Below are 21571 nucleotides of genomic sequence, written 5' to 3' on the forward strand. Positions count from 1 at the left end.
GAGAGCCTCGCGCCAGCCGGCACTTCCCCAATCCCTGCGGAGAGCACGAGCGGATGACTGACCAGAACCCACCCGGGCCCGGCGACCCGTTCGCCGACGAGCCGCGCCGCGCCCCCGGGCGGCGGCGTCCTTCGTCGGGAGCCAGCCGAGCACGCCAGGGTGGGCCGGCCCGGCCGTTGCCGACCGAGAGCGGCAACGCCCCGGCGCCCGGTCGTTCCTCCGGTGCCCCCGGGCGCCGGGTGCCTCCGCGGCCCCGGACCCAGCCGCCGGCCACCAGCCAGAAACCGCCGCCGAGCTTCGCTCCCGGCTCCGGTCAGCGGATCGACCGCGGCAGCGACTCCCCCACCGCTACCCGGGTGATGCCCACCCAGCCGGCCGGCCAGGCCCGCGGCGGCGGGCCCGCCGCCGGCCCGGGTGGTCCCGGCGGCCCGAACGGCCGCCAGCAGCCCGGGGTGAGCGCCCCGCCCCGGGACCCGCGCAGCCGAGGCAAGGTCCGCCGTCGTCGGATCGTGGTGGTCTTGGTCCTCCTGCTGGTCCTGGTGCTCGCCTGGCCGGTCGGGCTACTGATCTGGGCGAACGGCCAGATCCAGCACGTGAGCGCGCTCAGCGATGCCGCCGACACCCCCGGCACCACGTATCTGCTCGCCGGCTCCGACTCCCGCGAGGACTCGGATCTGACCGACTCCACCGAGGGGCAGCGAGCGGATACGATCATGCTGCTCTCCGCACCGGAGAGTGGCACACCGTCGCTGATCTCCATCCCGAGGGACACCTTTGCGGAGATTCCCGGGTACGGGGCGAACAAGCTGAACTCCGCCTACTCCTTCGGCGGGCCCGAGCTGCTGGTGCAGACCGTGGAGTCGCTGACCGGTATCACCGTGGACCACTTCGTGGAGATCGGGATGGGCGGTGTGGCCGACGTGGTGGACGCCGTCGGCGGGGTGGAGCTGTGCCTGGACTATGACGTGGACGACGCCGACTCCAAGCTGACCTGGACCGCCGGCTGCCACGTCGCCGACGGGGAGACCGCACTGGCATTCTCTCGGATGCGGCACTCCGACCCCCTCGGTGACATCGGCCGCACCCAGCGCCAGCAGCAGGTGATCCAGGCGATCAGCGCCGAGGTGGCCACCCCGTCTCTCGCCGTCCGCCCGGGTGACCAGGTGGCGCTGCTGAACGCCGGTCTGGGCGCGCTGCGCGTCTCCGAGGGCACCGGCATCATCGACCTGGGCCGGATGGCACTGAGCTTCCGCTCCACGATGAGCGAAGGGATACACGGCACGCCACCGATCGGAGTGATGGACTACCGGCCCGGTGGCGTCGGCTCGACCATTCTGCTCGACGAGGAACGCGCCCCGGGGTTCTGGCAGGCTGTGCTCGACGGCACAGTGACCGAGGACGATCTGCAGGAGTACTGACCGCCAGGCGGGCAAGGAGCTGGGATGAGCCATCACAACGACCCCGAGGTGATCCGTCGTCTGCTCACCACCCCAGGCCGGTGGGCGGTGGTGGGCCTGTCCACGAACACCTCTCGTGCCGCCCACGGTGTGGCCCGCTACCTGCAGCGCAATCTCGGCCAGGAGATCGTGCCGGTGCATCCGAAGGCGGAGACCGTGCACGGTGCGCCGGGATACACCGAGCTGGCCCAGGTGCCCGGCCACGTGGATGTGGTGGACGTGTTCGTGAACTCCACCCTGGCCGGTGCGGTGGTGGACCAGGCGATCGCGATCGGCGCCGGCGCGGTGTGGCTGCAGCTGGACGTGATCGACGAGGAGGCGGTCGGCCGGGCCGCGGCCGCCGGGCTGGACGTGGTGATGGACACCTGCCCGGCGATCGAGGGCCCCGGCCTCGGCCTTTCCTGACCCCGCCTCAGAAGCTGCGGTCACCACCGAGGATCGATCCCAGCCCACCGAGGACGGAGCCTTCGCCGCGGTCCTGGCCGCCGGCCTGCGGGGCAGCGGCGAGCATCCGGCCGGCCATCCGGGAGAACGGCAGCGACTGCAACCAGACCTTGCCCGGGCCGGTGAGCTTGGCCAGGAACACGCCCTCCCCGCCGAAGAACATGCTCTTCACACCGCCGACCGCTTCTACGTCCATGTCCACCGTGTCGTGGTAGGCGACCACGCATCCGGTGTCCACGTCGATCCGCTCACCGGGGGCCAGCTCCCGCTCGATCACTGTGCCGCCGGCGTGCACGAACACCCAGCCGTCGCCTTCGAGCTTCTGCATGATGAACCCCTCGCCACCGAACAGTCCGGTGAGGATCTTGCGCTGGAAGTGGATCCCGATGGAGACTCCGCGGGCTCCGGCCAGGAAGCTGTCCTTCTGGCAGATCAGCCGGCCGCCGTGGTCGGCCAGCCGCATCGGCAGCACTGTGCCCGGGAACGGGGCGGCGAAGGACACGTGGGCCTTCCCTGAGCCTTCGTGGGTGAACATCGTGGTGAACAGGGACTCGCCGGTGAGCACCCGCTTCCCGGCGGACATCAGCTTGTCCATGATTCCGCCACCGCCACCGCCGGGGCCCGCGCCACCACCCGGTGTGGAGCCGTCTCCGAACACGGTGTCCATCCGCACCGAGGCGTCCTTGACCATCAGCGCGCCGGCCTCGGCGATCGCCGTCTCGCCGGGGTCCAGCTCGATCTCGACGAACTGCATATCCTCGCCGTGGATGGTGAACTCGATATCGTCCGCTGCCCGCGCGCGACCGAGCGGCGGAGGCGGAGGCGGGGGTGCGCCCGCGTCGGCATCCAGCTCGGGCACCGAGCGGATCGGTAGCCACTCGCTGAACCCCTCCTGCCACGCGTGTCCGTCGGGCTTGCGTGCGGCCTGGGCGCGCGCGTCAGCGTCATCGAACGGACCGGACCGCTCCCCGTTGTAGCTGAAGAACCACTGGGCCATCTCCGCACTCCTTTGTTGGTCGGTCGTTCGGAGCATAGCCGCGGGCGGGCCCCGGCGAGCATGCCTTTGCTCCGGTCCGGCTACGGTTTCGTACCCTGGAGTCCATGACCGCACATCGAACCGGGCTGATGCCGCCCGGGCGCCGAGCCCGGGTCCTGATCGCGCTGCTCGCATTCCTGCTGCCGGTGGCCGCCGTGACCGGCTGCAGCCAGGTGCGCGAACAGGCGGGAAGCGTGGTGGAGCACGCCATCGAGGAGGCGATCGAGGGTCTGGACCTGACCGACGGGCTGCCGCCGGACTTCCCGGTCGATGACGTGCCGCTGGTCGAGGGATCGGTCCGGGGCGCGTCACAGACGGATGCGGACGGGCAGGCCACCTGGGTGGTGCTGGTCGAGGCCGAGGACGCCGGCGAGAGCGCACGCCAGGCGCTCCTCGACGCCGGCTTCGAGATCACTCATACGGTGACCACCGATGCGGGGGTGCTGGCGGAACTGGCCGGCCATGGCTTCGCCGTGAAACTGATCGCCTCCACCAGCCGGGTGGTCTACGTGGTGACGTCGAGCTAGTGCCTACCGCCGGCGTGGCCTGGTTCATCGGGCTGACGACGCTGGACGTGGTGCACCGGGCCAGTGCACCGCCGTCGGCGAACGAGAAGGTCACCGCGAGCCGGCAGGACGTGGCAGCGGGCGGACCCGCGGCGAACGCCGCAGTGGTGGCTCGCGCCCTTGGTATCGGCGCCCACCTGATCAGCGCACTGGGCGGCTCGCCGATGGCGGCCGCCGCCCGCGCGGACCTGGAGGCGGCCGGTGTCCAGGTGGTCGATATCGCACCCGAGCATGAGCTGGCGGTCTCGGCGATCCTGGTGGACGAGGGCACCGGCGCCCGCTCGGTCACCTCTACCGACGGTGGTGCCGCGGACCCGGCCCCGCCGGACTTCAGCGGATCGCCCGATCCGGCGGTCGTGCTGATCGACGGGCACTATCCGCGGCTGGCAGTCGCGGCAGCGCGGGCGGCGCGCGAGCGCGGAGCGCTGGTGGTGCTGGACGCGGGCCGGTGGCGGCCAGTGTTCGCCGAGCTGATCGGTCTGGCCGACCTGGTCGCCGCCTCGGCGGACTTCGCCCTGCCCGACGGCGGTCGCGGCCCGGGTGCGTTGGTGGCAGCCGGCGCCGGGGCCGGCGTGGTCACCGCCGGGTCGGGTCCGGTCCGCTACGCCACCGGGACCGAGCACGGCGAGATTGCCGTACCGGCGGTGCCGGTGGCGGACACGTTGGCTGCCGGGGACGCGTTCCATGGCGGGCTGGTGGCCGGGTTGGTCACCCGCCGGCTCCGGGCACCCGGACCTGGTGCGTCCCTGCCCGCTGCACCGTTACGCCGTGCGCTCGACTACGCCGTCGCCGTGGCCTCTCACCGGGTGCAGCACGTGGGACCGCGCAGCTACCTGGAGACGCTGCCCAGGCGCTGACCGCCCAGACGCGGATCGACTCAGGCGTTGAAGCCGGTGCGGTGGGACCGCTGGGCGCGTAGCCGGGCCCCCTTCTCCTGAGCCGCGGTACGCAGGTCGGCCTGGAAGGTGCGCATCCGCGCCCGCAGTGCGGCGGCCTGCTCATCGGCGCCGGCAGCGAGGATCCGGGCGGCGAGCAGACCGGCGTTCTTCGCCCCGCCCACGGAGACGGTGGCCACCGGGACACCGGCCGGCATCTGCACGATGGACAGCAGCGAGTCCATCCCGTCCAGGTGCGCCAGTGGCACCGGCACCCCGATCACCGGCAGCGGCGTGACCGCGGCAAGCATCCCGGGCAGGTGGGCGGCCCCGCCGGCACCGGCGATGATCACCCGCAGCCCGCGCTCATCGGCCTCCTGCCCGTAGCGGATCATCTCCTCGGGCATCCGGTGCGCGGAGACCACGTCCACCTCGGTCTCGATCTCGAACTCGGCGAGGACGTCCGCGGCGGCGGACATCACCGGCCAGTCCGAGTCCGACCCCATCACCACACCGACTGCAGCAGTCATCCTGTTCCCTTCCGACCTGAGCGTTGCGGTGCCTCACTGCGGCACAGCTCGTCCCTCGCCGTACCTCCGTGGGGGCTCCTCGCGCTCATGTCAGTTCCTTTCCTGCCTGAGCGGCCTTCCAGCAGTCGGGCCGCTTCCTGGGCCCGACGGCGTACCTCGGCCGGGTCGGTCCCGGTCACCGTGACATGTCCGAGCTTGCGCCCCGGACGTACCCCTTTGCCGTAGAGGTGCACCTTCGCGTCCGGATAGTCGGCCATCAGTTCCGGGTAGGCGATGGCCGGATCGTCGAGCTCGGAACCGAGCACGTTCACCATCGCCGCGACCTCGGCGGTCAGGTCGGTGCTGCCCAGTGGTAGGTCCAGGACGGCGCGCAGGTGCTGCTCGAACTGGCTGGTGACCGCGGCGTCGATGGTCACGTGGCCACTGTTGTGCGGGCGCATCGCGAGCTCGTTCACCAGCAGGATCCCGTCCCGCGCCTCGAACATCTCCACTGCCAGCACGCCGGTCACGTCCAGGCCCTCGGCGATCGAGCGGGCAACGTCGGTGGCGTCCTCGGCCACGTGCGCGGGCAGTCCGGGGGCGGGGGCGAGCACCTCCGCGCACACTCCGCCGGCCTGCACGGTCTCCACCACCGGCCAGGTGCGCATCTCCCCCGATGGCCGGCGCGCCACCAGGACGGCGAGCTCACGGGTGAAGTCCACCTTCTCCTCCAGCAGCACCTCCCCGCGCGGGTGGCTGAACCAATCGGCCACCTCGGCGGCATCCCCAGGTCCGGCCAGCACGGCCACGCCCTTGCCGTCGTACCCGCCGACGGGGGTCTTGGCGACCACCGGCCAGCCGAGCCGTGCGGCCTCGGTGACCAGGTCCTCCTCGGTGCGCACCGCGGCCCAGCGCGGACACGGTGCACCGAGCTGGCTCATCCGCTCCCGCATCACGATCTTGTCCTGCGCGTGCCGCAGCGCGGCCGGGCCGGGCTGCACGTTCACCCCGGCGTCCACCAGCGCGGTGAGGATCTGCTGCGGGACATGCTCGTGCTCGAAGGTGAGCACATCGGCGCCCTCGGTGAGCGCGGCGATCGCCTCGGCGTCGTCGGACCGGCCCACGGTGGATGCCGGGATCACCTGCGCGGCGGCGCCATCATCGGCCTCCACCAGGGCGCGTAGCTGGATCTGCAGGGCACCGGCGGGTTCGGCCATCATGCGAGCGAGCTGCCCGCCTCCCACCACGGCTACGACTGGTCCCATGACCGACCAGCCTACCGACGCTGAGAGCCTGCCGGTGCACGGCGTCCACGCCTCGCCGGTGGGTAGGCGTGCTGCGCCGGTGGGTGGGCGTGCTGCGCCGGCGGGGGCCGGAGGTGTCGTGGGGCAGGCTACTGCTGACCGGGCCGCTTGCGGCGGGCCAGCAGGGCACTCACCTCGGCCCGGGTGGCGAACATGATCTCCGCGGACGCGCGCTGCGCCACCTCCGGCTCACCGGCGGCGACGGCCTCCGCGAGCTCGCGGTGCCGGCGGGCGGACTCGGAGTCGAGGCTCTGCGCCGTGGAGTACGACCGGGAGGCAGCAGTCCCGCGGATGTTCAGCGAGGTCATCACCGTGTCCGAGAACTGGGAGATCAGCGCATTCCCCGATCCTTCGAGGATCAGCCGGTGTAGCTGGGCGTCGGCGTCGAAGAACCGGTGCGGATCATGCTCCGCGTAGGCCTTCTCCATCGCCTGACCGGCGGCAACGACGGCGGTGCGCTCCTCGGCACCCATCCGCTCCGCCGCGAAGTGTGCGGCCGCATGCTCGATCCCGAGGCGGAGCTCGAGCAGCTCATACATCTGCTGCAGGTAGTCGGGACCCTCGCCGCGCCAGTGCACCACCCGCGGATGCAGCAGGTCCCACTCCTGCCGGGGCAGCACCCGGGTGCCACGCTGCGGTCGCGACTCCACCAGGCCCATCGAGCTGAGGGTGCGTACGCCTTCGCGGACCACCGACCGAGAGATGTCCAGCTCGGCGCAGATCTGATCCACGAACAGGGTGGTTCCGACCGGGATCGCCCCGTTCACGATCTGCTCCCCGATCACATCCACGACCCGGTCATACAGGCCGCGACGGCGAGTCGCTAGGCGGGTGCGGCCCGTACCCGTGACGAGAACCGCGGCAGCATCGTCGGTCATGACTGCCCCTTCGCGGTCGGCTTCTCGTCAAATCTGTCTAAAGTATTGATAGAGCATACGTATCGACCCTATGGTGAGTCCACCGCGAGGTAGCGGTTGGGACAGTGCAAGGACGCACGGGAGGTCACTGATGCAACACCGACAAGCAGTACGGGTCGCCGTCATCACGACGGCCGCAGCACTCAGTATGGGAACTCTGGCCGCGTGCAGCGGCGACGGCGATGGCGAGTCCACGACGCTGAATGTCACGCTCGCCAACCATGTCTGGACCGACATCATCACGGAGAAGATCCCCGAGTTCGAGGAACAGTCAGGGCTCGACGTGGTGGTCACCCAGCTCAGTGAGGACCAGCTCGTCGACAACTACAAGGTGAAGCTGAACGCCGGCTCCACCGACGTCGACGTGATGATGTACCGGCCGCTGCAGGTCGGCAAGCTGTTCGGTCAGAGCGGCTACTTCGCCGATATCACCGAACAGGTCAATGGTGCCGAGGATTGGAACTGGGACGACTTCCAGGCGGGTCCGGTCGGCCTGACCACCTACGAGGACCAGATCGTCGGCGTCCCGATGATCACCGAGAGCGAGATGCTCTACTACCGCACCGACCTGCTCGAGGAGGCCGGGCTCGAGGTTCCGACCACGATGGCGGAGCTGGAGGAGGCGGCCCGCACCATCAAGGAGGAGAACGAGGGCACCGCCGGGATCGTGATGCGGTCCCAAGCCTCGGCCGCCGTCACCCAGTTCTCCGGTTTCCTGTACAGCTTCGGCGGTACCTGGATCGACGATGACGGAAATTCGGCCATCGACAGCCCCGAGGCGCAGGAGGCCTACGCCTACTACGGCGGCCTGCTGCACGACTACGGGCCGGACCAGATCAGCACCGACATGAGCTGGCCCGAGGCAGCCGCGATCTTCGCGCAGGGCGATGCCGGGTTCTGGATCGACGCCTCCAGCCTGTACGAGAACGTCTACAACCCGGAGAACTCCCAGGTCGGTGACCAGGTCGGGTTCGCGCCGTTCCCGGAGGGTCCGGCCGGGTCCCAGCCGTACAACGTGGCCGCATGGGCGCTGGGCATCAACTCCGCATCGGAGAACCAGGAGAACGCGTGGGAGTTCATCCAGTGGGCGACCAGCCCGGAGATGACTCTGGATATCCAGACCGAAGGTGTACCGAGCGCACGAACCTCGGTCTGGGAGGACCCGGAAGGCACAGCGAGCTTCCCCGAGGATCTCGCCGCGGCGATCGCCACCAACGGCGAGAACGGTGTCGGCCAGGACCGGCCGCTCGTGGTCGGGGTGGCCGAGGCCCGCGAGATCGTCGGTGCGCCGATCGTGGCCGCCATCACCGGAGAAGATGCCGCCGCGGCTGCCACCCAGGCCAATGAGCAGTTCCAGGCCCTGCTGGAATCCGAGGAGTAACCAACGGTCCCCCGACCCGCTGCGGTCGTCCGGTCCAGCGTGCGCCAGAGCGCACGCCTGACCGGACGACCTCCGATCACGGGCCGGCAATGACGACGACGAAGCGAGAGCCGGGTATGACATCGACCTCGACCCACGGCGTCCCGATGGCGGAGCGCCTCTCCCTCTGGGCCAACCGGAACCGGAAATGGCTGTTCGCGGCACCTGCAATGGTGTTCACGTTCCTGCTGATCTGCATTCCGATCGGGTGGACCCTCTATCTCAGCCTCACCGACGCGAAGGGCTCGGTGCGCCGGCCCGCTGACTTCATCGGCATCGAGAACTACGTCGAGGTGCTCACCGACACGGACAGGTTCTGGCCGGCGGTGGGCCGCACGGGCCTGTTCACTTTCGGCGCGCTCGCGCTCGAGCTGATCCTCGGTATGGCCATCGCGCTGCTGCTCTGGCGCTCGTTCCGTGGTCAACGATGGGTGCGGGTATCGATTCTGCTGCCGTTCGTGGCCACGCCGGTGGCGATCGCGATGATGTGGCGGCTCATCTTCGAGCCGAACATCGGGTTCGCCAACCGGGTGCTCAGCTGGGTCGGACTGCCCGCGCAGCCGTGGCTCGCCGACCCCGGGATGACGTTACCGACGCTGATCTTCATCGACGTCTGGGAGTTCACCCCGATGGTGGCGATCATCCTTCTCGCCGGTCTGTCCACCTTGCCGGACGACCCGGACGAAGCGGCGCGGATCGACGGCGCCGGCGTCTGGCAACGCTTCTGGTACATCACGCTGCCGCTGCTCAAACCCGTGGTGCTGGTGGCCGTGCTGCTGCGAGCGATCGACGCGCTGAAGACCTTCGACCTGCTGTACGTGACCAAGGGGCAGGGCGGCGGTTCCTTCCACGAAGCAGAGACGCTGAACATCTACGTCTACGGACTCAGCTTCAAGTACAACGACTTCGGTGTCGCCTCTGCGGTGCTGATCCTGTTCTTCCTGATGATCCTCGCGGTGATGTGGATACTCACGTTCCGTCGGAAGGGAGCCAAGCTGTGACGACGACTTCGGCTGCGCCCGCGCGCACACCCCTGCCCCGCCGGCGCCGGCCGGCCCGCGCCCGTGCCTACACCGCGTTCCGCACCACGATGATCATCTTCGTCGTCCTGGTGTTCGTGGTCCCGCTGCTCTGGATGGTGATGGCCTCGTTCAAGACCAACGTCGACATCCAGGACACCACCAAGACGTTCGCGTTCACCCCGATCCTGGACAACTACGCCAACGTACTGCGCAACGACAGCTACCTGAGCTTCGTCCGGAACAGCTTCGTGGTGGCCGCCGGCGCCACCGGCATCTCCCTGCTGCTCGGCGTACCAGCGGCCTACTCGATGAGCCGGTTCAACATGCAGAAGTCGGCCCTGATGGTTCTCCTGGCGCGGATCATCCCGGGCGTGAGCCTGCTGGTGCCGTGGTACTACGTGTTCGCGAACCTCGGCCTCGTCGGTGGCTACAGCGTGCTGATCATCTCGCACATGTTCATCCTGATCCCGATCAGCGTGTACATCATGATGTCCTTCTTCGACTCGATGCCGCGCGAGCTGGAGGACGCCGCCCTGGTCGACGGCCTGACACCGATCGGCGCGTTCCTGCGCATCCTGCTGCGGCTCTCCGCGCCCGGGGTCGCGACGGCAGCGATCCTGTCCTTCATCTTCTCCTGGAACAACTTCATGTTCGCCCTGGTGCTCTCCGGTGCGAACACGAAGACCTTGCCGGTGGCCGTGTTCGACTTCGTCTCCTACGCGAGCATCGACTGGGGTGCGATCATGGCGGCTACCTGCATCATGACGCTGCCGATCATCGTGGTGGCTCTACTGGCGCAGAAATACATCGTCTCCGGGCTGACCGCGGGCGCAACCAAGGGGTGAGGATGCCGACGACGATGCCCGCGGTGGTCAAGCACGGTCCAGGTGAGGCCGGGGTAGCGCTGCGCGAGGTGCCGGTTCCGGTGCCAAGGACCGGTCAGGTGCTGCTGCGGGTGGTGGCAGCGGGCGTCTGCGGCACCGACCTACACATCGCCCGGGACGAGTACCGCCATGAGGCTCCGGTGGTGATGGGCCACGAGCTGCTCGCCGAGGTCGAGGACGTCGGCGGCGAGGTGAGCACCGAGTGGGTCGGTGCTCGAGTGGTGTGCGAGACCTACTTCTCCACCTGCGGCAGCTGCCCCCTGTGCCGGGCCGGCCGGCCAAACCTCTGCCCGTCCCGCCGGTCGATCGGCTCCTTCGCCGACGGCGGCTTCGCACCGCGGCTGGCGCTTCCCGTGGGCAACCTGCACCGGATCGAGCAGGGCGGGATCGGCGCGGTGCTCGCCGAACCTCTCGCCTGCGCTGCGCAGTGCCTGTGCGACCCCGCCGTGGTGAACCCGGGCGACGAGGTGCTCGTGCTCGGGCCCGGGGCGATGGGCCAGCTCAGTGCACAGATCGCCCGCGCCCAGGGCGGCACGGTCACCCTCGCCGGGCTGCCGGAAGATGCGCACCGGCTGCAGATCGCTGCCGGCCTGGGGCTGCAGACACTGGCCAGCACCCCGCCTGCGGAATCGTTCGACGTGGTGATCGAGGCCACCGGCAGCGGCGGGGGTGCCCGCGCCGCGCTCGCCGCCGCCCGGCGCGGTGGCCGGTACGTGCAGGTCGGCATCATCGGACAGGAGACACCGCTGAACCTCGACGCCGTGCTGTACAAGGAGCTGACCCTCACCAGCGGGTTCGCCTCCACCCCGCAGTCCTGGCGCCGGGCGCTCGCTCTGATCTCCGCCGGTCAGGTCCGGCTCGAACCACTGGTCACCAGCCGGTACCCGCTCTCCCAATGGTCTGCGGCGTTCCAGGCCGTCCGGACCGGCGAAGGGGTAAAGACCATCCTGGAGCCCGAGGCGTCACCAGCCCCCGGCGTCCTCGCGTGACGACGTGACGCGGCGGCGGACCCCGAGAAGAGTTGCCCCGCCGAGGCCGAGCAGCAGCACGCTGGCCAGCAACCAGGTGGATACGTCGAGACCAGTGCTCGGCAGTCGTGGATCGACAGCGTTCGCCGGGGTCGAGTCGGGAGCCGGGTCGGCGGCGTCTGCGTCGGGAGCCGGGTCAGCGGCGTCTGCGTCGGGAGCCGGATCGGCCGGGTCCGCGGGAGCCGGATCACCCGGGTCCGCGGGAGCCGGATCGCCCGGATCCTCAGGCGTCGGGTCGACCGGCGGCACCGAGTCAGCGGTAACCGTCCAAGTCACGGCCACCGTTGACGCGAGATGGTTGGCGTCACCGCCGTAGTTGACCTCCAACGGGTAGGAACCCTCCGCCAGGTCCGCAGGTAGTGCGCACGCTGTGCCACCGTCGGACACCGGCTGGCGGCACAGCTCGGTCTCCTCGTGAGTCACGACGATCTCACCGGTGGCAGCCGCAGGAAGTCCACCGACTGCGAGTGACGTGGCCGAACCCTGGACGCTCTGCAGGTCCGATGCCGAGACCTCGGTCGGGGCCCGGGTGACCTGTAGCTCCGCGGTGATCGTCGTCGAGGCGTAGTTCGCGTCACCGGAGTAGCGGACCTCCAGGTCGTAGGACCCGGCCGCCAGATCAGCCGGCGCCGAGCACGATGTCGCCGTCGCGACGTCGTAGGAGCACAGGACTGTCGTGCCGGTGGCGACCGTGACTGTCCCCGTTGTCGCGGGAATGGCCGCGATACCGATCCCGGCGGTGTCGAACGTCCGCCAAGGCGTCGCCAGTGCGCCGGGCTCCGAAGGGCCAGCAGCCCCAGGAGCGCCGTCGGCCGCGATGGTCACCGCAAACTCGGCCGCCGTCCCGTACACCGAGGACACCGGCTCCAGGGCGAGCTCCACCTCTCCACGGCTGACGGTCCCGGTGAACTCCCGGTCGGCGAAGACCTCACCGGAGGTGACCCGCAGCGTGACCGTGTACGGACCGGCCTCCTCCGGCGCGCCACCGAGGGCCCCGGCGGACGACAGGGTCACGCCAGCCGGTAGCGCGCCGCTGAGGACCGTGTAGGTGAGCGCGCCGTCACCGGTGGCCGCGAGCTGCTGACTGACCGCGGCGCCCACCGCCATGTCGTCCAGGGCAGTGCTCTGCCACTCCGGCGGCAGCGGACCGTAGCCGGCGTAGAAGATCACGCCGAAGGGGCTGCCGTCGCTGCTGGCAGTGCTGATGCTGGTGTCGTCGCCGATCGGGGTGCCGTCGGCGGTGGGTGTCAGGTGCCAGCCGTTGAACGGGTCGTCCAGTCCTGTCGGGGTGGGCAGGTCAGCCAAGGCCAGATCTGCGCCCTCGAAGGTCTCCGAGTAGACGGTCATGTCGCCGGGCGCCCCGGTACCCCCGCTGGCGTCGAAGGTGACGGCGAAGTGATGGTCGGTGACGGTGAGGTCATCGCCGACCGCCACAGTGTGCGTGATGGACCCGCCGTTGTCGACAGCGCCCCCGCCGTTGATCGCGCCATCCCCGGTGATAGTGCCGTCGTTGACGACGGTCGTCCCGGCCGGGACGGTCATCCGGCTGTCGGAGAGGATGGTCAGGGTGCCGTGGTTGGTCAACGAGCCGAACGCGGTCGCGTCGGCGCCCGGACCGATGGCGCTCTCCTGCGCGCTGGACACTGTGACATCGGCGTCCTCGGCGATCGTCACGACCCCGCCCGGTCCGGCGTCGCCGCCGCCGATCCCGGCGCCGCGGTCCCAGGGGTTGTCGGGGTTGGCCTCGGCCGCGGCGATCACAGTGCCGCCGAGGATGTCGATGGTGCCGCCCCCGCCCTCCTCGGTGACGGGGTCGCGGCTGTAGCCACCGCCGATGCCCGCCCCCGCACCGGATGCCGTGGCGCTCACGTGCGCAGCACCGCTGATCTCGATGGTCGGGGTCGAACGGGAGTACTGCCCGGAACCGATGGCGGCGCCGGTGCCGCTGGTCGTCGCGTCCACGGTGCCGCCGGTGATGGCGATGGTGGGTCCGGGCGAGCTGCCGTTGGACCCGATCGCTGCGGCGCCGCCGCCGGCGGTCGCATAGACCTCACCGCCGTTGATGGTGACGTCCGTGGCGGTGTTCCAGCCCTGCCCGCCGCCCAGGCCGGGACCGCTGGTACCGGTCGCGTGCACCTCGCCGCCGTTGATGGTGATCTCGCCACTGCCGGTGTCCAGTCCGCCACCGATCCCGGTTCCCCCGGTAGCGTGCACCTCGCCGCCATTGATAGTCACCGGCTGCGGGTCGTTGCCGACCCTGCTGTTACCGCCGCTGCCGCCGATCCCCGGGGCGTGACCGGTGCCGGTGGCGTGCACCACGCCGTCGTTGATGATGACCGTTCCGCCGTTGTCGCCGCCGCTGCCGCCGATACCGGCGCCGTTGCCGTACTCGTCGGTCGCGCTGGCGATGATCGTGCCGCCGTTGACGATCAGGGTGGCGTGCTCCGGGCGCGGACCCAGCTCGATGCCGGCCTGCGAGGCACCGGCGGTTGCGGTCAGTGTTCCGCCGCCGACGGTGTCGTCGATCGTCAGGGTCGCGTCGGCACCCACGGCGAGCGCGGTCCGCTGCCACCGTCCGGTGGCGGTCAGGTCGTGCCCGGCCAGGTCCAGCGTGACCGATCTGCCACCGGGGACCCGGAGCTCGTTGTCGCCGGGCACGACAGTGAGGTCACCGCACAGCGTCACGGTCGAACCGTCGGTCGCCGTGCTCAGCTCCCGGGCGAACGTGGTCGCCGTGCACTCGCTGAGAGCGTCCCAGTGGGCGTAGATGGTCTGACCGGCGAGGTCGGCATCCGGGTCGACCCGCTCGCCGCCCTCTGCTGCGGTGAACCAGCCGACCAGCGCGTGGTCCGGGAGTATCGGCCAGGGCGTGGGCAGCGAGCCCACGGCCTCGATGGCCCGGCGGATGTCGGTGGTGTAGACCTCGACCGTTCCGGGTGCGTCGGCGCCATTGCCGTCCAGCGTCACGGACCCTCCGGTTCCACCCCATACGGGTGCGTCCGCGCCGGGAGCGCCGTCGGCGCCGGCCGGATCGCCCGCACCACCCGGGCCGGCAGCACCGCCGACGCCACCATTGACGCTCTCGGACCCGTCGGCGATCACCAGCACCGAACCGGAGATGAGGATGCCGGGTGCGGCGTCGCCGCCGTCACCGCCGTTGCCACCCGCGCCGCCGTCGGCGCCCTCTCCTCCTTCGCCGCCGGCGCCCCCGTCGCCGCCCGTGGCCGTGAGGTCGACATCCAGCAGGGAGAGGCGGGCGCCGTAGAGGGTGTAGACAGCTGGCGCTCCGTAGCCACCGTCTTCACCGTCCCCACCAGCGTCGCCCCCGGTGCCTGACGCCCCCGGCGCACCGTTCCCACCGTTCCCGCCGACGGCCGTCAGCACGCCGTTCTGGACGACCAGGTCGCCCTGGTTCAGGACCGCCACCTGCTCGACCAGGTCGTTCGGATCGGGCGGGCCGGCCGATCCGCCGGACCCGGTGACGGTCAGTTCGTGCCCGGCCAGGTCGAGGGTGAGCGCAACCCCCTCGGCCAGCACCAAGGTCTCCGAGACTTCGACATCCTGGTCGAGGGTGAGCTCGCCGCCGGAGGCGAACGCGTCCAGGACGTCCTGTCCGGTGACGGCCGCGGCTGCGGGCGAGGCCAGGGCAGTCAGCGCGCCGAAGGTAGCGACGACTGCGGCCAGGGCGGTGGTCCCGACCCTGCGGATCAGACCAGCCCGCCGGTGGTGAGGCAGCCTCCCGGCGCCGTGCGTGGTCGATCGCGTGTGCATAGAACTGGACCTCCGTCATGGACTACGTGCCATACCCCCGACCACTGGCACGGGCAGGCCCGTCGGTCTCGGTGGACCAGCGGAACCGGACAGCCCGGCGAAGAGATCGCCAATCGTACGGGCGGCCGGCCCATCCCAGTCGCTCGTACAACAACATCCTATACAGGGAAGTAAGGAAGAGGGAAGGGGGCGCGAGGTGACCGGTTGAGGTGCGCCCACGGTGAGAAGTCCCCAGGCCCCGGCCCGCGTCGCCCCGGGACGGGTGGCTATCCTGGATCGATGACCTTCACCGACCGGGCCCGACGCCTGCGCGCCTGGCTGGGCGAGCTCGCTCGGTTCGGCACGGTCGGTCTGCTCGCCTTCGTGGTGGACATCGGCCTGATGAACCTGCTCCGGTTCGGCCCCGGTGAGCTCCTCGGCCCGAAGCCGCTGACCGCCAAGGTCATCTCCGTCTCGGTGGCCATGCTGGTGGCCTGGCTGGGCAACCGGTACTGGACGTTCGCCGCCAAGCGCAGTGCCCCCACCGCCGCAGCGCGCAGCCGCGAGCTGGTGCAGTTCGTCGCGGTGAACCTGGTGGGGATGGCGATCGGCGTGGGCTGCCTGGCGATCTCGCACTACCTGCTCGGGTTCACCTCACCCTTGGCGGACAACATCTCCGCCAACGGAGTCGGCCTGGTGCTGGGTACCGCCTTCCGCTACCTGGCCTACCGGTACTGGGTGTTCACCGGCGACGGCGCCGACGCCCCACCACCACCAGAGCCCCCGGTGGCAGCACCGAGTTCGGATCGAGACGCTTCGGAACTGCGCTGAGGAAGATCGCGAACACCGGCGGGCGCCGCTGCGCCAGCTCCAACCGGCCACCGTCGGCGGTGACCAGATCGCGCGCCAGCGCCAGTCCCAGCCCGCTGCCGCGCCCGGCAGTGACGTGCCGTTCGAAGATCCGCGGCGCCAGGTCATCACTGACACCGGGCCCCTCGTCCGCCACCTCGATCACCACACCGGTGTCCGATCCGGACTTGGACTCGCGCACCCGCACGCTGGTGGTGCCCTCGCCGTACTTGAGCGAGTTCTCGATCAGGGTGGCCAAGGTCTGAGCGAGCGCCCCCGGAGTAGCGAACACCGCCTCATCGTCACCGGCGTCGAACTCCAGCGAGCGCCCGTCGCGTAGATAGGTCTGCGACCACTCGTCGGCCTGCTGAGCGAAGACCTCCTCGAGGCGCAACGCCTCGGTAGTGCCGCCGTCGGCCTTGCGGGATGCCTTCAGCAGATCGTCCACCACGTGGACCAGCCGCTCCACCTGCTCCAGGGAGATCCGCGCCTCCTCGCGCACATCCTCATCCTCGGAGAGCAGCTGGATCTCCTCCAGCCGCATCGACAGCGCGGTCAGCGGGGTGCGCAGCTGGTGGGAGACGTTCGCGGCGAACTGCCGCTCCGCAGCGATCCGCCCGGCCAGCCGATCACTGGTACGGACCAGCTCGGCCCCCACCAGGTCGATCTCCTCCACTCCGGAGGACTCCAGCCGTGGCCGCACCTGGCCGGACCCGATCTGCTCGGCAGTCGCGGCCAGGTAGATCAGTGGTGCGGCGAGGCGCCGGGCAGACCACAGCGCCACCATCGCCGCCAGCGCGAATGCCACCAGCGAGGCGATCACCACCAGGATCACCACCTGCGCGGCGCGCCGCCAGAACACCAGCGGACCCGCTCACTTCGAGGGTCACGGACGCCCCCGACGGCGAGGTGCTCTCCGCAGCGTAGGTGCTGCCAGGTTCGCCGACATCCGGACCAGCCGTGGTGACCGTGCCGTCCAGATCGGTGACCGTGATCCGGACCGGCATGTCCGACTCCACGTCCACCCAACGTTCCAGGAACTCCTCGTCCACGGGGTAGTTCAGGCTCACCCGGGTCTCCACGGCCCGGGTGACCGACTGGGTGCGCAGCTGCAGGTTCTGGTCGATGCTCTCCCGGGCGTTCAGAGCGCCGAAGATTCCCATCGGCACACCAAGGAGCAGCACCGCGACGGTCACCGCGGCCATGGCAGCCGTCAGGACACGTCTGCGCAGGCTAGCTCACCCCGTTCTCAAACCTGAACCCCATGCCCCGCACGGTCGAGATGTACCGAGGGGCGTTCGCGTCGTCACCGAGCTTGCGGCGCAACCAGGACACATGCATGTCCAGCGTCTTGGTGGATCCGGTCGGATCGGAGGCCCAGACCTCACGCATCAAGGCGTCTCGGGAGACCACCGAACCGGCCTCACGCACCAGCACCCGGAGCAGGTCGAACTCCTTCGCGGTCAGCTGCAGCTCGCGGCTCGCCTGGAACGCCCGGTGGGCGGCGACGTCCACGCGCACGTCCTGCGCGGAGATCTCGTCGCTCTCCTCCCCCTCGGCTCCGGCCCGGCGCAGCAGCGCCCGCACCCGGGCGAGCAGCTCGGCCAGCCGGAACGGCTTGGTGACGTAGTCGTCGGCACCGGCGTCCAGGCCCACCACCAGGTCCACCTCGTCGGCCCGTGCGGTGAGCACGAGGATCGGGGTGGTCAGCCCCTGGTTGCGGATCCAGCGAGCCACATCCAGCCCGTCCATGTCCGGGAGGCCCAGGTCGAGCACGAACAAGTCGGCCTGAGCGGCGTCGTCGATGGCTCCCCGGCCCGTGCCGTGCACGGACACGTCGTAGCCCTCACGCGTCAGTGCCCGCGCCAGCGGCTCGGCAATGGCCGGGTCATCTTCTGCTAATAGAACTCGGGTCACAGTGTCATGCTAATGCCACGATCTCTTCGTTGGCGCGTACTTTCGAAATTGCGGTGCGCGCCACACCTGCCCCGGCCCGGCTGCACCACTGGCTAGTCGGTGGTCGTGCTCCTCTGGCGCTGCACCTGCACCGGGCGCACCTCCCCCAGGCCCTGCACCTGGGCCGGAGCACTGTGCACCATCTGGAACTCCTGCCCCGCCGGCAGGCTCTCCAGTACCGCTGCGGAGACGTCGTCCATCAGGATCGTGAACGGGTCAGCCAGGTCGGTCAGCCGGGAGGCGAGGTTGACCACCGGGCCGAAGACGTCCCCGGACCGGGAGAGCAGCCGCCCCCAGACCACGGCACCGCGCACCGGAAGGTTCTGGGCGGCCATCACCTGCACCAGGCTGGTAGCCACCCGTGCACCGGCAGGCAGGTCGTCGGCCACGAACAGCACGGCGTCACCGATGGTCTTCACCACCCGGCCGCCGTAGCGGGCCACCACGTCCCGGGCGGCGGACTCGAAGTCCTGCACCAGCGTGGCCAGCGCCTTCGGGGTCAGGTCCGCCGACCGGGTGGTGTAGGAGACGATGTCGATGAACCCGATCGCGCGCTCCAGCGGCAGCTGGTCCGGTTCGCCGACCTCGGACCCGAGCCGCGCGATGTCCCGGTCGATCCGGCCCAGCAGGGCGATCAGCTGGCGCCGCCAGGCATAGTCGAGCTGTTCGCGCAGCAGCGGGCTGAGCTCGACCATCCGGTCCAGCACCACCAGCCGGGCGCTGACGTCGTCCAGCCGGTAACGGGCGGACAGGTCCTGCACCATCGCCTCCACCTGCCAGAGCACCAGCCGGTCCATCGAGTGCCCCAGCCCGCGGACCAGGTCCTGGGCTGCATTCAGGCTCACCGTGTCGGACTCGACGGCCTCGGCCAGCGCGCGCAGCGCCGCCACGTCGGTATCGGTGAACCACTGCTCGTCGCCGGGCACGTCCGGGAAGCCGAGCGAGCGCCAGTACTGGCGGGCGATAGATTCCTCCACCCCGGCCCGGGAGGCGAACTCGGCGGCGGTCAGCTCCGGTGGACCGCCGAGCAGGCGTTCATGGTGGCGGTTCACCGTAGTGCGGCCCTCATCGCCCGACGGCGCAGCGTGCGCTGCGTGGGGTCGCTCACCGTCCGTAGGGGGCGGGGCGGTACCAGGCGGGGCGTTCACAACGCCGAGGGTAACGGGTATGGCCGCCAGATCCGCAGAAGGACGGCCTCGGCGCGGATCAGGCGCCGTGGATAGCGGCGGCTACCTGCTCGTCCAGCACGGCACGAACACAGGCGGCGGCCAAGCGGATCACGTCCGCTCGGGAACCAGGCGTGCCAGGCGGTCCGAGGCCTCGGGCAATCCGGCCCGCTTCGCCCCCTGCAGCGCCTTCCTGTCCAGGTACGGCACCAGCTCCGGCCAGACGGCCTGCGCCTCCCGGCAGAAGATCTGCGCACCGGCCGGGCCGATGCCGGGCAGCTCCTGGAGTCCGGTGCGCAGCGCCGCGGCACCCTCCAGGTGGTCGCCACCCTCCTGGTCGTCGCCTCGTAGTCCGCGCAGGTCACCGCCTCGTAGTCCGCGCAGCACCGCTCGGCGCGTGCATCACTCGCGCGCCGATCTCGCCTCCGCTACGCCGGCCACCGCCGATCGGAGGCACTTTGCGGGATCGGAGGTCAGGTAGAAGGTGCCTCGGATCCCGGAAGTTACCTCGGTCGGGCTGGGTGGTCGGGCTGGTGGTCGCGCTGGGTGGTCGGGCTGGTGGTCGCGCTGGGTGGTCGGGCTGGTGGTCGGGCTGGTGGTCGGGCGGACTGCGGCGCGCCAGTCGGTCGCGGCACTGATCTCACCGCGCAGCCCGCGGCGTTCGTGGTTAGCGTGGAAGGCGAGCCAGGGGCGGGCCGATGGCTGAACAGACATCCAGAATCGCGAAGGGAGCCCATCATGGCTGATCTCACCGGAACGACGGTGGCATTCCTGCTCACCGACCACTACGAGGACAGCGAGCTGACCAGTCCCTGGGAAGCCGCCACGAACGCGGGCGCTACCGCCGTCCTGGTCTCACCGGCCAAGGGCACAGTGTCCGGAAAGAAGGGACACAGCCAGTCCGTCGACCTGCGCGTCGAAGAGGCGAACGCGGCGAATTTCGACGCGCTGATGCTGCCCGGCGGTACCGGGAATGCCGATGCGCTGCGGATGAACGCTGACGCCGTCGCCTTCACCCGGGACTTCTTCGCCCAGCACAAGCCAGTGGGTGTCATCTGCCACGGCGCGTGGATCCTCACCGATGCCGGGGTGCTCGCTGGCCGCACGCTCACCTCGTTCCCGAGCTTGCAGACCGATCTGCGCAACGCCGGTGCCGCATGGGTTGACGAGGAAGTGGTGGTGGACCAGGGACTCGTCTCCAGCCGCACCCCGGACGATCTACCGGCGTTCAATGCGAAGTTCGTGGAGGAGCTCGGCGAGGGCAAGCACTCCGGGCAAACCACCTGAGCCAGCCCGCGAGGCCTCAGCGCCCCGCAGGGCGTGCCGCACCCGCTCAGGCCGGGCCGCCGAACCTCAGGCCGGGCGCAGGTGAGTCACGTCGCCGGCGCGGACCACACGGTCGGTGCCGTCGTCCAGGCGGACCACCAGGGCCCCATCCTCGGCGAGGTCGACGGCTTCACCTTCCAGTGCGCTCCCGTCCGGGCGCCCGACCCGCACTGCGGTGCCCAGCGTCAGGCACATCGGGGCGACGAGCTCGCGCGGGTCGGTGCCGGCGGCCCAGTCGGCCAACGTCGCGGAGAGCTTGCCCCGGATGGCCCCTGCCAGGCGGGTCGGATCGGTGCGCACGCCGAGGTCGGCGGCGGTTCCCGCCCAGGGCACCGGCAGCCGGTCCCCCACCAGGTTGATCCCGATACCGAGCACCAGCGAGCGCCCGTCCGGCAGGACCTCGGCCAGCAGCCCGCCGACCTTGCGCAGGCAGCCCCAGTCCTGCAGCACCTCGGTACCGCCGAGATGCACCACATCGTTGGGCCACTTCAGTCCGACAGCCACCTCACGGGTGACCGCACCCACTGAACCGGCAGCAGTGGTGGAATCGCGGGAGAGGTGACCTGCGCCGTCGGCCGAGGCCTGCGACAAGCGGGACTCCCCCGCCAGGTCAGTTCCGGCGTCGGCGGCGGGCATCGCCGCTCGCAACGCCTGCACCACGGCTGCCCCACCGAGCAGCGGAATCCATCCCCACCGCTCGCGAGGTTCCTCCGGGCGCAACAGGATCGAGAAGGTCAGGGCCGCGTGCTCGTCCGTGGTCCAGGTGCGCCCGGACCTGCCCCGCCCGGCGAGCTGGCGGCGGGCCAGGAGCGCGGACAGGTGCGGCCAGGCACCCGGATCGCTGCCGGCCACCCGGGCGAGGTCAGCGTTGGTGGAGCCGGTAGCCTCGACGATCTCCAGCCGCGGCTCCGGACGGTCTTCCGGGCCCATTCCCATCTGCCCAGCCTGCCATCGCGGCCCCCGCCATGGCGAACTGGCGCGCCCGACCCAGGAAGAGTTGTGGACATTCCACAACGAACCACGCGACGCGCGCGGGCTTGCCGCCAGCAGATTGGCGGGTGG

20 protein-coding genes and 1 pseudogene are annotated in these 21571 nt (G+C 70.4%); 10 read left to right on the top strand and 11 right to left on the bottom strand.

Annotation, left to right across the window (positions count from 1 at the left end; genetic code table 11):
- The first annotated feature begins 53 nt into the window (after window positions 1–53).
- Entirely contained in the window at window positions 54–1418 is a 1365-nt protein-coding gene (locus FU260_RS16405) for an LCP family protein (RefSeq protein WP_235912305.1), read from the top strand.
- Between the two features lie 24 nt (window positions 1419–1442).
- Window positions 1443–1862 (top strand): CoA-binding protein, encoded by a 420-nt coding sequence (locus FU260_RS16410; protein WP_147918033.1) that lies wholly within the window; start codon window positions 1443–1445, stop codon window positions 1860–1862.
- A gap of 7 nt (window positions 1863–1869) precedes the next feature.
- Here the strand turns inward: FU260_RS16410 and FU260_RS16415 are convergent, their stop codons facing one another.
- On the bottom strand, window positions 1870–2898 hold the full coding sequence (locus FU260_RS16415; protein WP_147918034.1) for an AIM24 family protein: 1029 nt from the start codon (window positions 2896–2898) through the stop codon (window positions 1870–1872).
- 104 nt (window positions 2899–3002) lie between these two features.
- Here FU260_RS16415 and FU260_RS16420 point away from each other — a divergent pair, with 104 nt between their 5' ends.
- The gene (locus FU260_RS16420) at window positions 3003–3464 is read left to right on the top strand and encodes a hypothetical protein (RefSeq protein ID WP_147918035.1); all 462 of its coding nucleotides are present in this window, start codon (window positions 3003–3005) and stop codon (window positions 3462–3464) included.
- Entirely contained in the window at window positions 3464–4360 is an 897-nt protein-coding gene (locus tag FU260_RS16425; RefSeq protein ID WP_187368387.1) for a PfkB family carbohydrate kinase, read from the top strand. Before FU260_RS16420 ends, FU260_RS16425 begins: the two co-directional genes overlap by 1 nt.
- Before the next feature lie 20 nt (window positions 4361–4380).
- On the opposite strand, the gene purE is transcribed toward FU260_RS16425, so the two are convergent.
- The 3 genes from purE to FU260_RS16440 all read right to left on the bottom strand — a co-directional run bounded on the left by purE (window position 4381) and on the right by FU260_RS16440 (window position 7069).
- A complete protein-coding gene (gene purE, locus FU260_RS16430) occupies window positions 4381–4908 on the bottom strand; it encodes a 5-(carboxyamino)imidazole ribonucleotide mutase (protein ID WP_147918036.1) in 528 nt (175 codons plus the stop codon).
- Entirely contained in the window at window positions 4905–6152 is a 1248-nt protein-coding gene (locus FU260_RS16435; protein WP_147918037.1) for a 5-(carboxyamino)imidazole ribonucleotide synthase, read from the bottom strand. The genes purE and FU260_RS16435 overlap by 4 nt, the downstream gene beginning before the upstream one ends.
- Before the next feature lie 128 nt (window positions 6153–6280).
- The gene (locus tag FU260_RS16440) at window positions 6281–7069 is read right to left on the bottom strand and encodes a FadR/GntR family transcriptional regulator (RefSeq protein WP_147918038.1); all 789 of its coding nucleotides are present in this window, start codon (window positions 7067–7069) and stop codon (window positions 6281–6283) included.
- A gap of 130 nt (window positions 7070–7199) precedes the next feature.
- Here FU260_RS16440 and FU260_RS16445 point away from each other — a divergent pair, with 130 nt between their 5' ends.
- From FU260_RS16445 to FU260_RS16460, 4 genes are all read left to right on the top strand, one after another.
- Complete coding sequence (locus FU260_RS16445) at window positions 7200–8489, top strand: ABC transporter substrate-binding protein (protein ID WP_147918039.1); 1290 nt, start codon at window positions 7200–7202, stop codon at window positions 8487–8489.
- Between the two features lie 116 nt (window positions 8490–8605).
- Window positions 8606–9529: a carbohydrate ABC transporter permease gene (locus FU260_RS16450; protein ID WP_235912304.1), complete on the top strand. Its 924-nt coding sequence runs from the start codon at window positions 8606–8608 to the stop codon at window positions 9527–9529.
- Window positions 9526–10395: a carbohydrate ABC transporter permease gene (locus FU260_RS16455; RefSeq protein ID WP_235912303.1), complete on the top strand. Its 870-nt coding sequence runs from the start codon at window positions 9526–9528 to the stop codon at window positions 10393–10395. Before FU260_RS16450 ends, FU260_RS16455 begins: the two co-directional genes overlap by 4 nt.
- A 2-nt stretch (window positions 10396–10397) precedes the next feature.
- Window positions 10398–11423: a zinc-dependent alcohol dehydrogenase gene (locus tag FU260_RS16460; protein ID WP_210418106.1), complete on the top strand. Its 1026-nt coding sequence runs from the start codon at window positions 10398–10400 to the stop codon at window positions 11421–11423.
- Here the strand turns inward: FU260_RS16460 and FU260_RS16465 are convergent.
- On the bottom strand, window positions 11397–15233 hold the full coding sequence (locus tag FU260_RS16465) for an autotransporter outer membrane beta-barrel domain-containing protein (RefSeq protein WP_147918040.1): 3837 nt from the start codon (window positions 15231–15233) through the stop codon (window positions 11397–11399). The two genes, FU260_RS16460 and FU260_RS16465, sit on opposite strands and share 27 nt — an antisense overlap.
- A gap of 279 nt (window positions 15234–15512) precedes the next feature.
- Between FU260_RS16465 and FU260_RS16470 the strand changes: the two genes are divergently transcribed.
- Window positions 15513–16043 carry a GtrA family protein gene (locus FU260_RS16470; protein ID WP_147918041.1) on the top strand — a complete coding sequence of 177 codons (531 nt, stop codon included), beginning with the start codon at window positions 15513–15515 and terminating at the stop codon, window positions 16041–16043.
- On the opposite strand, the gene FU260_RS16475 is transcribed toward FU260_RS16470, so the two are convergent.
- From FU260_RS16475 to FU260_RS23860, 5 genes and pseudogenes are all read right to left on the bottom strand, one after another.
- A complete protein-coding gene (locus tag FU260_RS16475; protein ID WP_342355240.1) occupies window positions 15955–16923 on the bottom strand; it encodes a sensor histidine kinase in 969 nt (322 codons plus the stop codon). The genes FU260_RS16470 and FU260_RS16475 overlap by 89 nt on opposite strands.
- 70 nt (window positions 16924–16993) lie before the next feature.
- Window positions 16994–17266: pseudogene (locus FU260_RS24485) on the bottom strand (sensor histidine kinase); the annotation flags it as partial.
- A gap of 28 nt (window positions 17267–17294) precedes the next feature.
- Window positions 17295–17978, bottom strand: coding sequence for a response regulator transcription factor (locus FU260_RS16480; RefSeq protein ID WP_147918042.1), 684 nt, complete (start codon window positions 17976–17978; stop codon window positions 17295–17297).
- Window positions 17979–18070: 92 nt separating this feature from the next.
- Window positions 18071–19165 carry an adenylate/guanylate cyclase domain-containing protein gene (locus tag FU260_RS16485; protein ID WP_147918043.1) on the bottom strand — a complete coding sequence of 365 codons (1095 nt, stop codon included), beginning with the start codon at window positions 19163–19165 and terminating at the stop codon, window positions 18071–18073.
- Window positions 19166–19294: 129 nt separating this feature from the next.
- The gene (locus tag FU260_RS23860) at window positions 19295–19570 is read right to left on the bottom strand and encodes a hypothetical protein (protein WP_187368386.1); all 276 of its coding nucleotides are present in this window, start codon (window positions 19568–19570) and stop codon (window positions 19295–19297) included.
- Window positions 19571–19921: 351 nt separating this feature from the next.
- On the opposite strand from FU260_RS23860, the gene FU260_RS16495 reads away from it, so the two are divergent.
- A complete protein-coding gene (locus FU260_RS16495; protein ID WP_147918044.1) occupies window positions 19922–20470 on the top strand; it encodes a type 1 glutamine amidotransferase domain-containing protein in 549 nt (182 codons plus the stop codon).
- A gap of 66 nt (window positions 20471–20536) precedes the next feature.
- Here FU260_RS16495 and FU260_RS16500 read toward each other — a convergent pair whose 3' ends face one another.
- On the bottom strand, window positions 20537–21445 hold the full coding sequence (locus FU260_RS16500) for a biotin--[acetyl-CoA-carboxylase] ligase (RefSeq protein WP_147918045.1): 909 nt from the start codon (window positions 21443–21445) through the stop codon (window positions 20537–20539).
- Between the last annotated feature and the right edge of the window lie 126 nt (window positions 21446–21571).

The sequence above is a fragment of the Ruania zhangjianzhongii genome (assembly GCF_008000995.1).
Classification (GTDB): domain Bacteria; phylum Actinomycetota; class Actinomycetes; order Actinomycetales; family Beutenbergiaceae; genus Ruania; species Ruania zhangjianzhongii.

What these genes read in the sequence shown, in the direction of transcription:
- FU260_RS16405 (WP_235912305.1), top strand. Translation starts at nt 54, where the DNA reads ATGACTGACCAGAACCCACCCGGGCCCGGCGACCCGTTCGCCGACGAG.
- FU260_RS16410 (WP_147918033.1), top strand. Translation starts at nt 1,443, where the DNA reads ATGAGCCATCACAACGACCCCGAGGTGATCCGTCGTCTGCTCACCACC.
- FU260_RS16415 (WP_147918034.1), bottom strand. Translation starts at nt 2,898, where the DNA reads ATGGCCCAGTGGTTCTTCAGCTACAACGGGGAGCGGTCCGGTCCGTTC.
- FU260_RS16420 (WP_147918035.1), top strand. Translation starts at nt 3,003, where the DNA reads ATGACCGCACATCGAACCGGGCTGATGCCGCCCGGGCGCCGAGCCCGG.
- purE (WP_147918036.1), bottom strand. Translation starts at nt 4,908, where the DNA reads ATGACTGCTGCAGTCGGTGTGGTGATGGGGTCGGACTCGGACTGGCCG.
- FU260_RS16435 (WP_147918037.1), bottom strand. Translation starts at nt 6,152, where the DNA reads ATGGGACCAGTCGTAGCCGTGGTGGGAGGCGGGCAGCTCGCTCGCATG.
- FU260_RS16440 (WP_147918038.1), bottom strand. Translation starts at nt 7,069, where the DNA reads ATGACCGACGATGCTGCCGCGGTTCTCGTCACGGGTACGGGCCGCACC.
- FU260_RS16445 (WP_147918039.1), top strand. Translation starts at nt 7,200, where the DNA reads ATGCAACACCGACAAGCAGTACGGGTCGCCGTCATCACGACGGCCGCA.
- FU260_RS16450 (WP_235912304.1), top strand. Translation starts at nt 8,606, where the DNA reads ATGACATCGACCTCGACCCACGGCGTCCCGATGGCGGAGCGCCTCTCC.
- FU260_RS16460 (WP_210418106.1), top strand. Translation starts at nt 10,398, where the DNA reads ATGCCGACGACGATGCCCGCGGTGGTCAAGCACGGTCCAGGTGAGGCC.
- FU260_RS16465 (WP_147918040.1), bottom strand. Translation starts at nt 15,233, where the DNA reads ATGCACACGCGATCGACCACGCACGGCGCCGGGAGGCTGCCTCACCAC.
- FU260_RS16470 (WP_147918041.1), top strand. Translation starts at nt 15,513, where the DNA reads ATGACCTTCACCGACCGGGCCCGACGCCTGCGCGCCTGGCTGGGCGAG.
- FU260_RS16495 (WP_147918044.1), top strand. Translation starts at nt 19,922, where the DNA reads ATGGCTGATCTCACCGGAACGACGGTGGCATTCCTGCTCACCGACCAC.
- FU260_RS16500 (WP_147918045.1), bottom strand. Translation starts at nt 21,445, where the DNA reads ATGGGAATGGGCCCGGAAGACCGTCCGGAGCCGCGGCTGGAGATCGTC.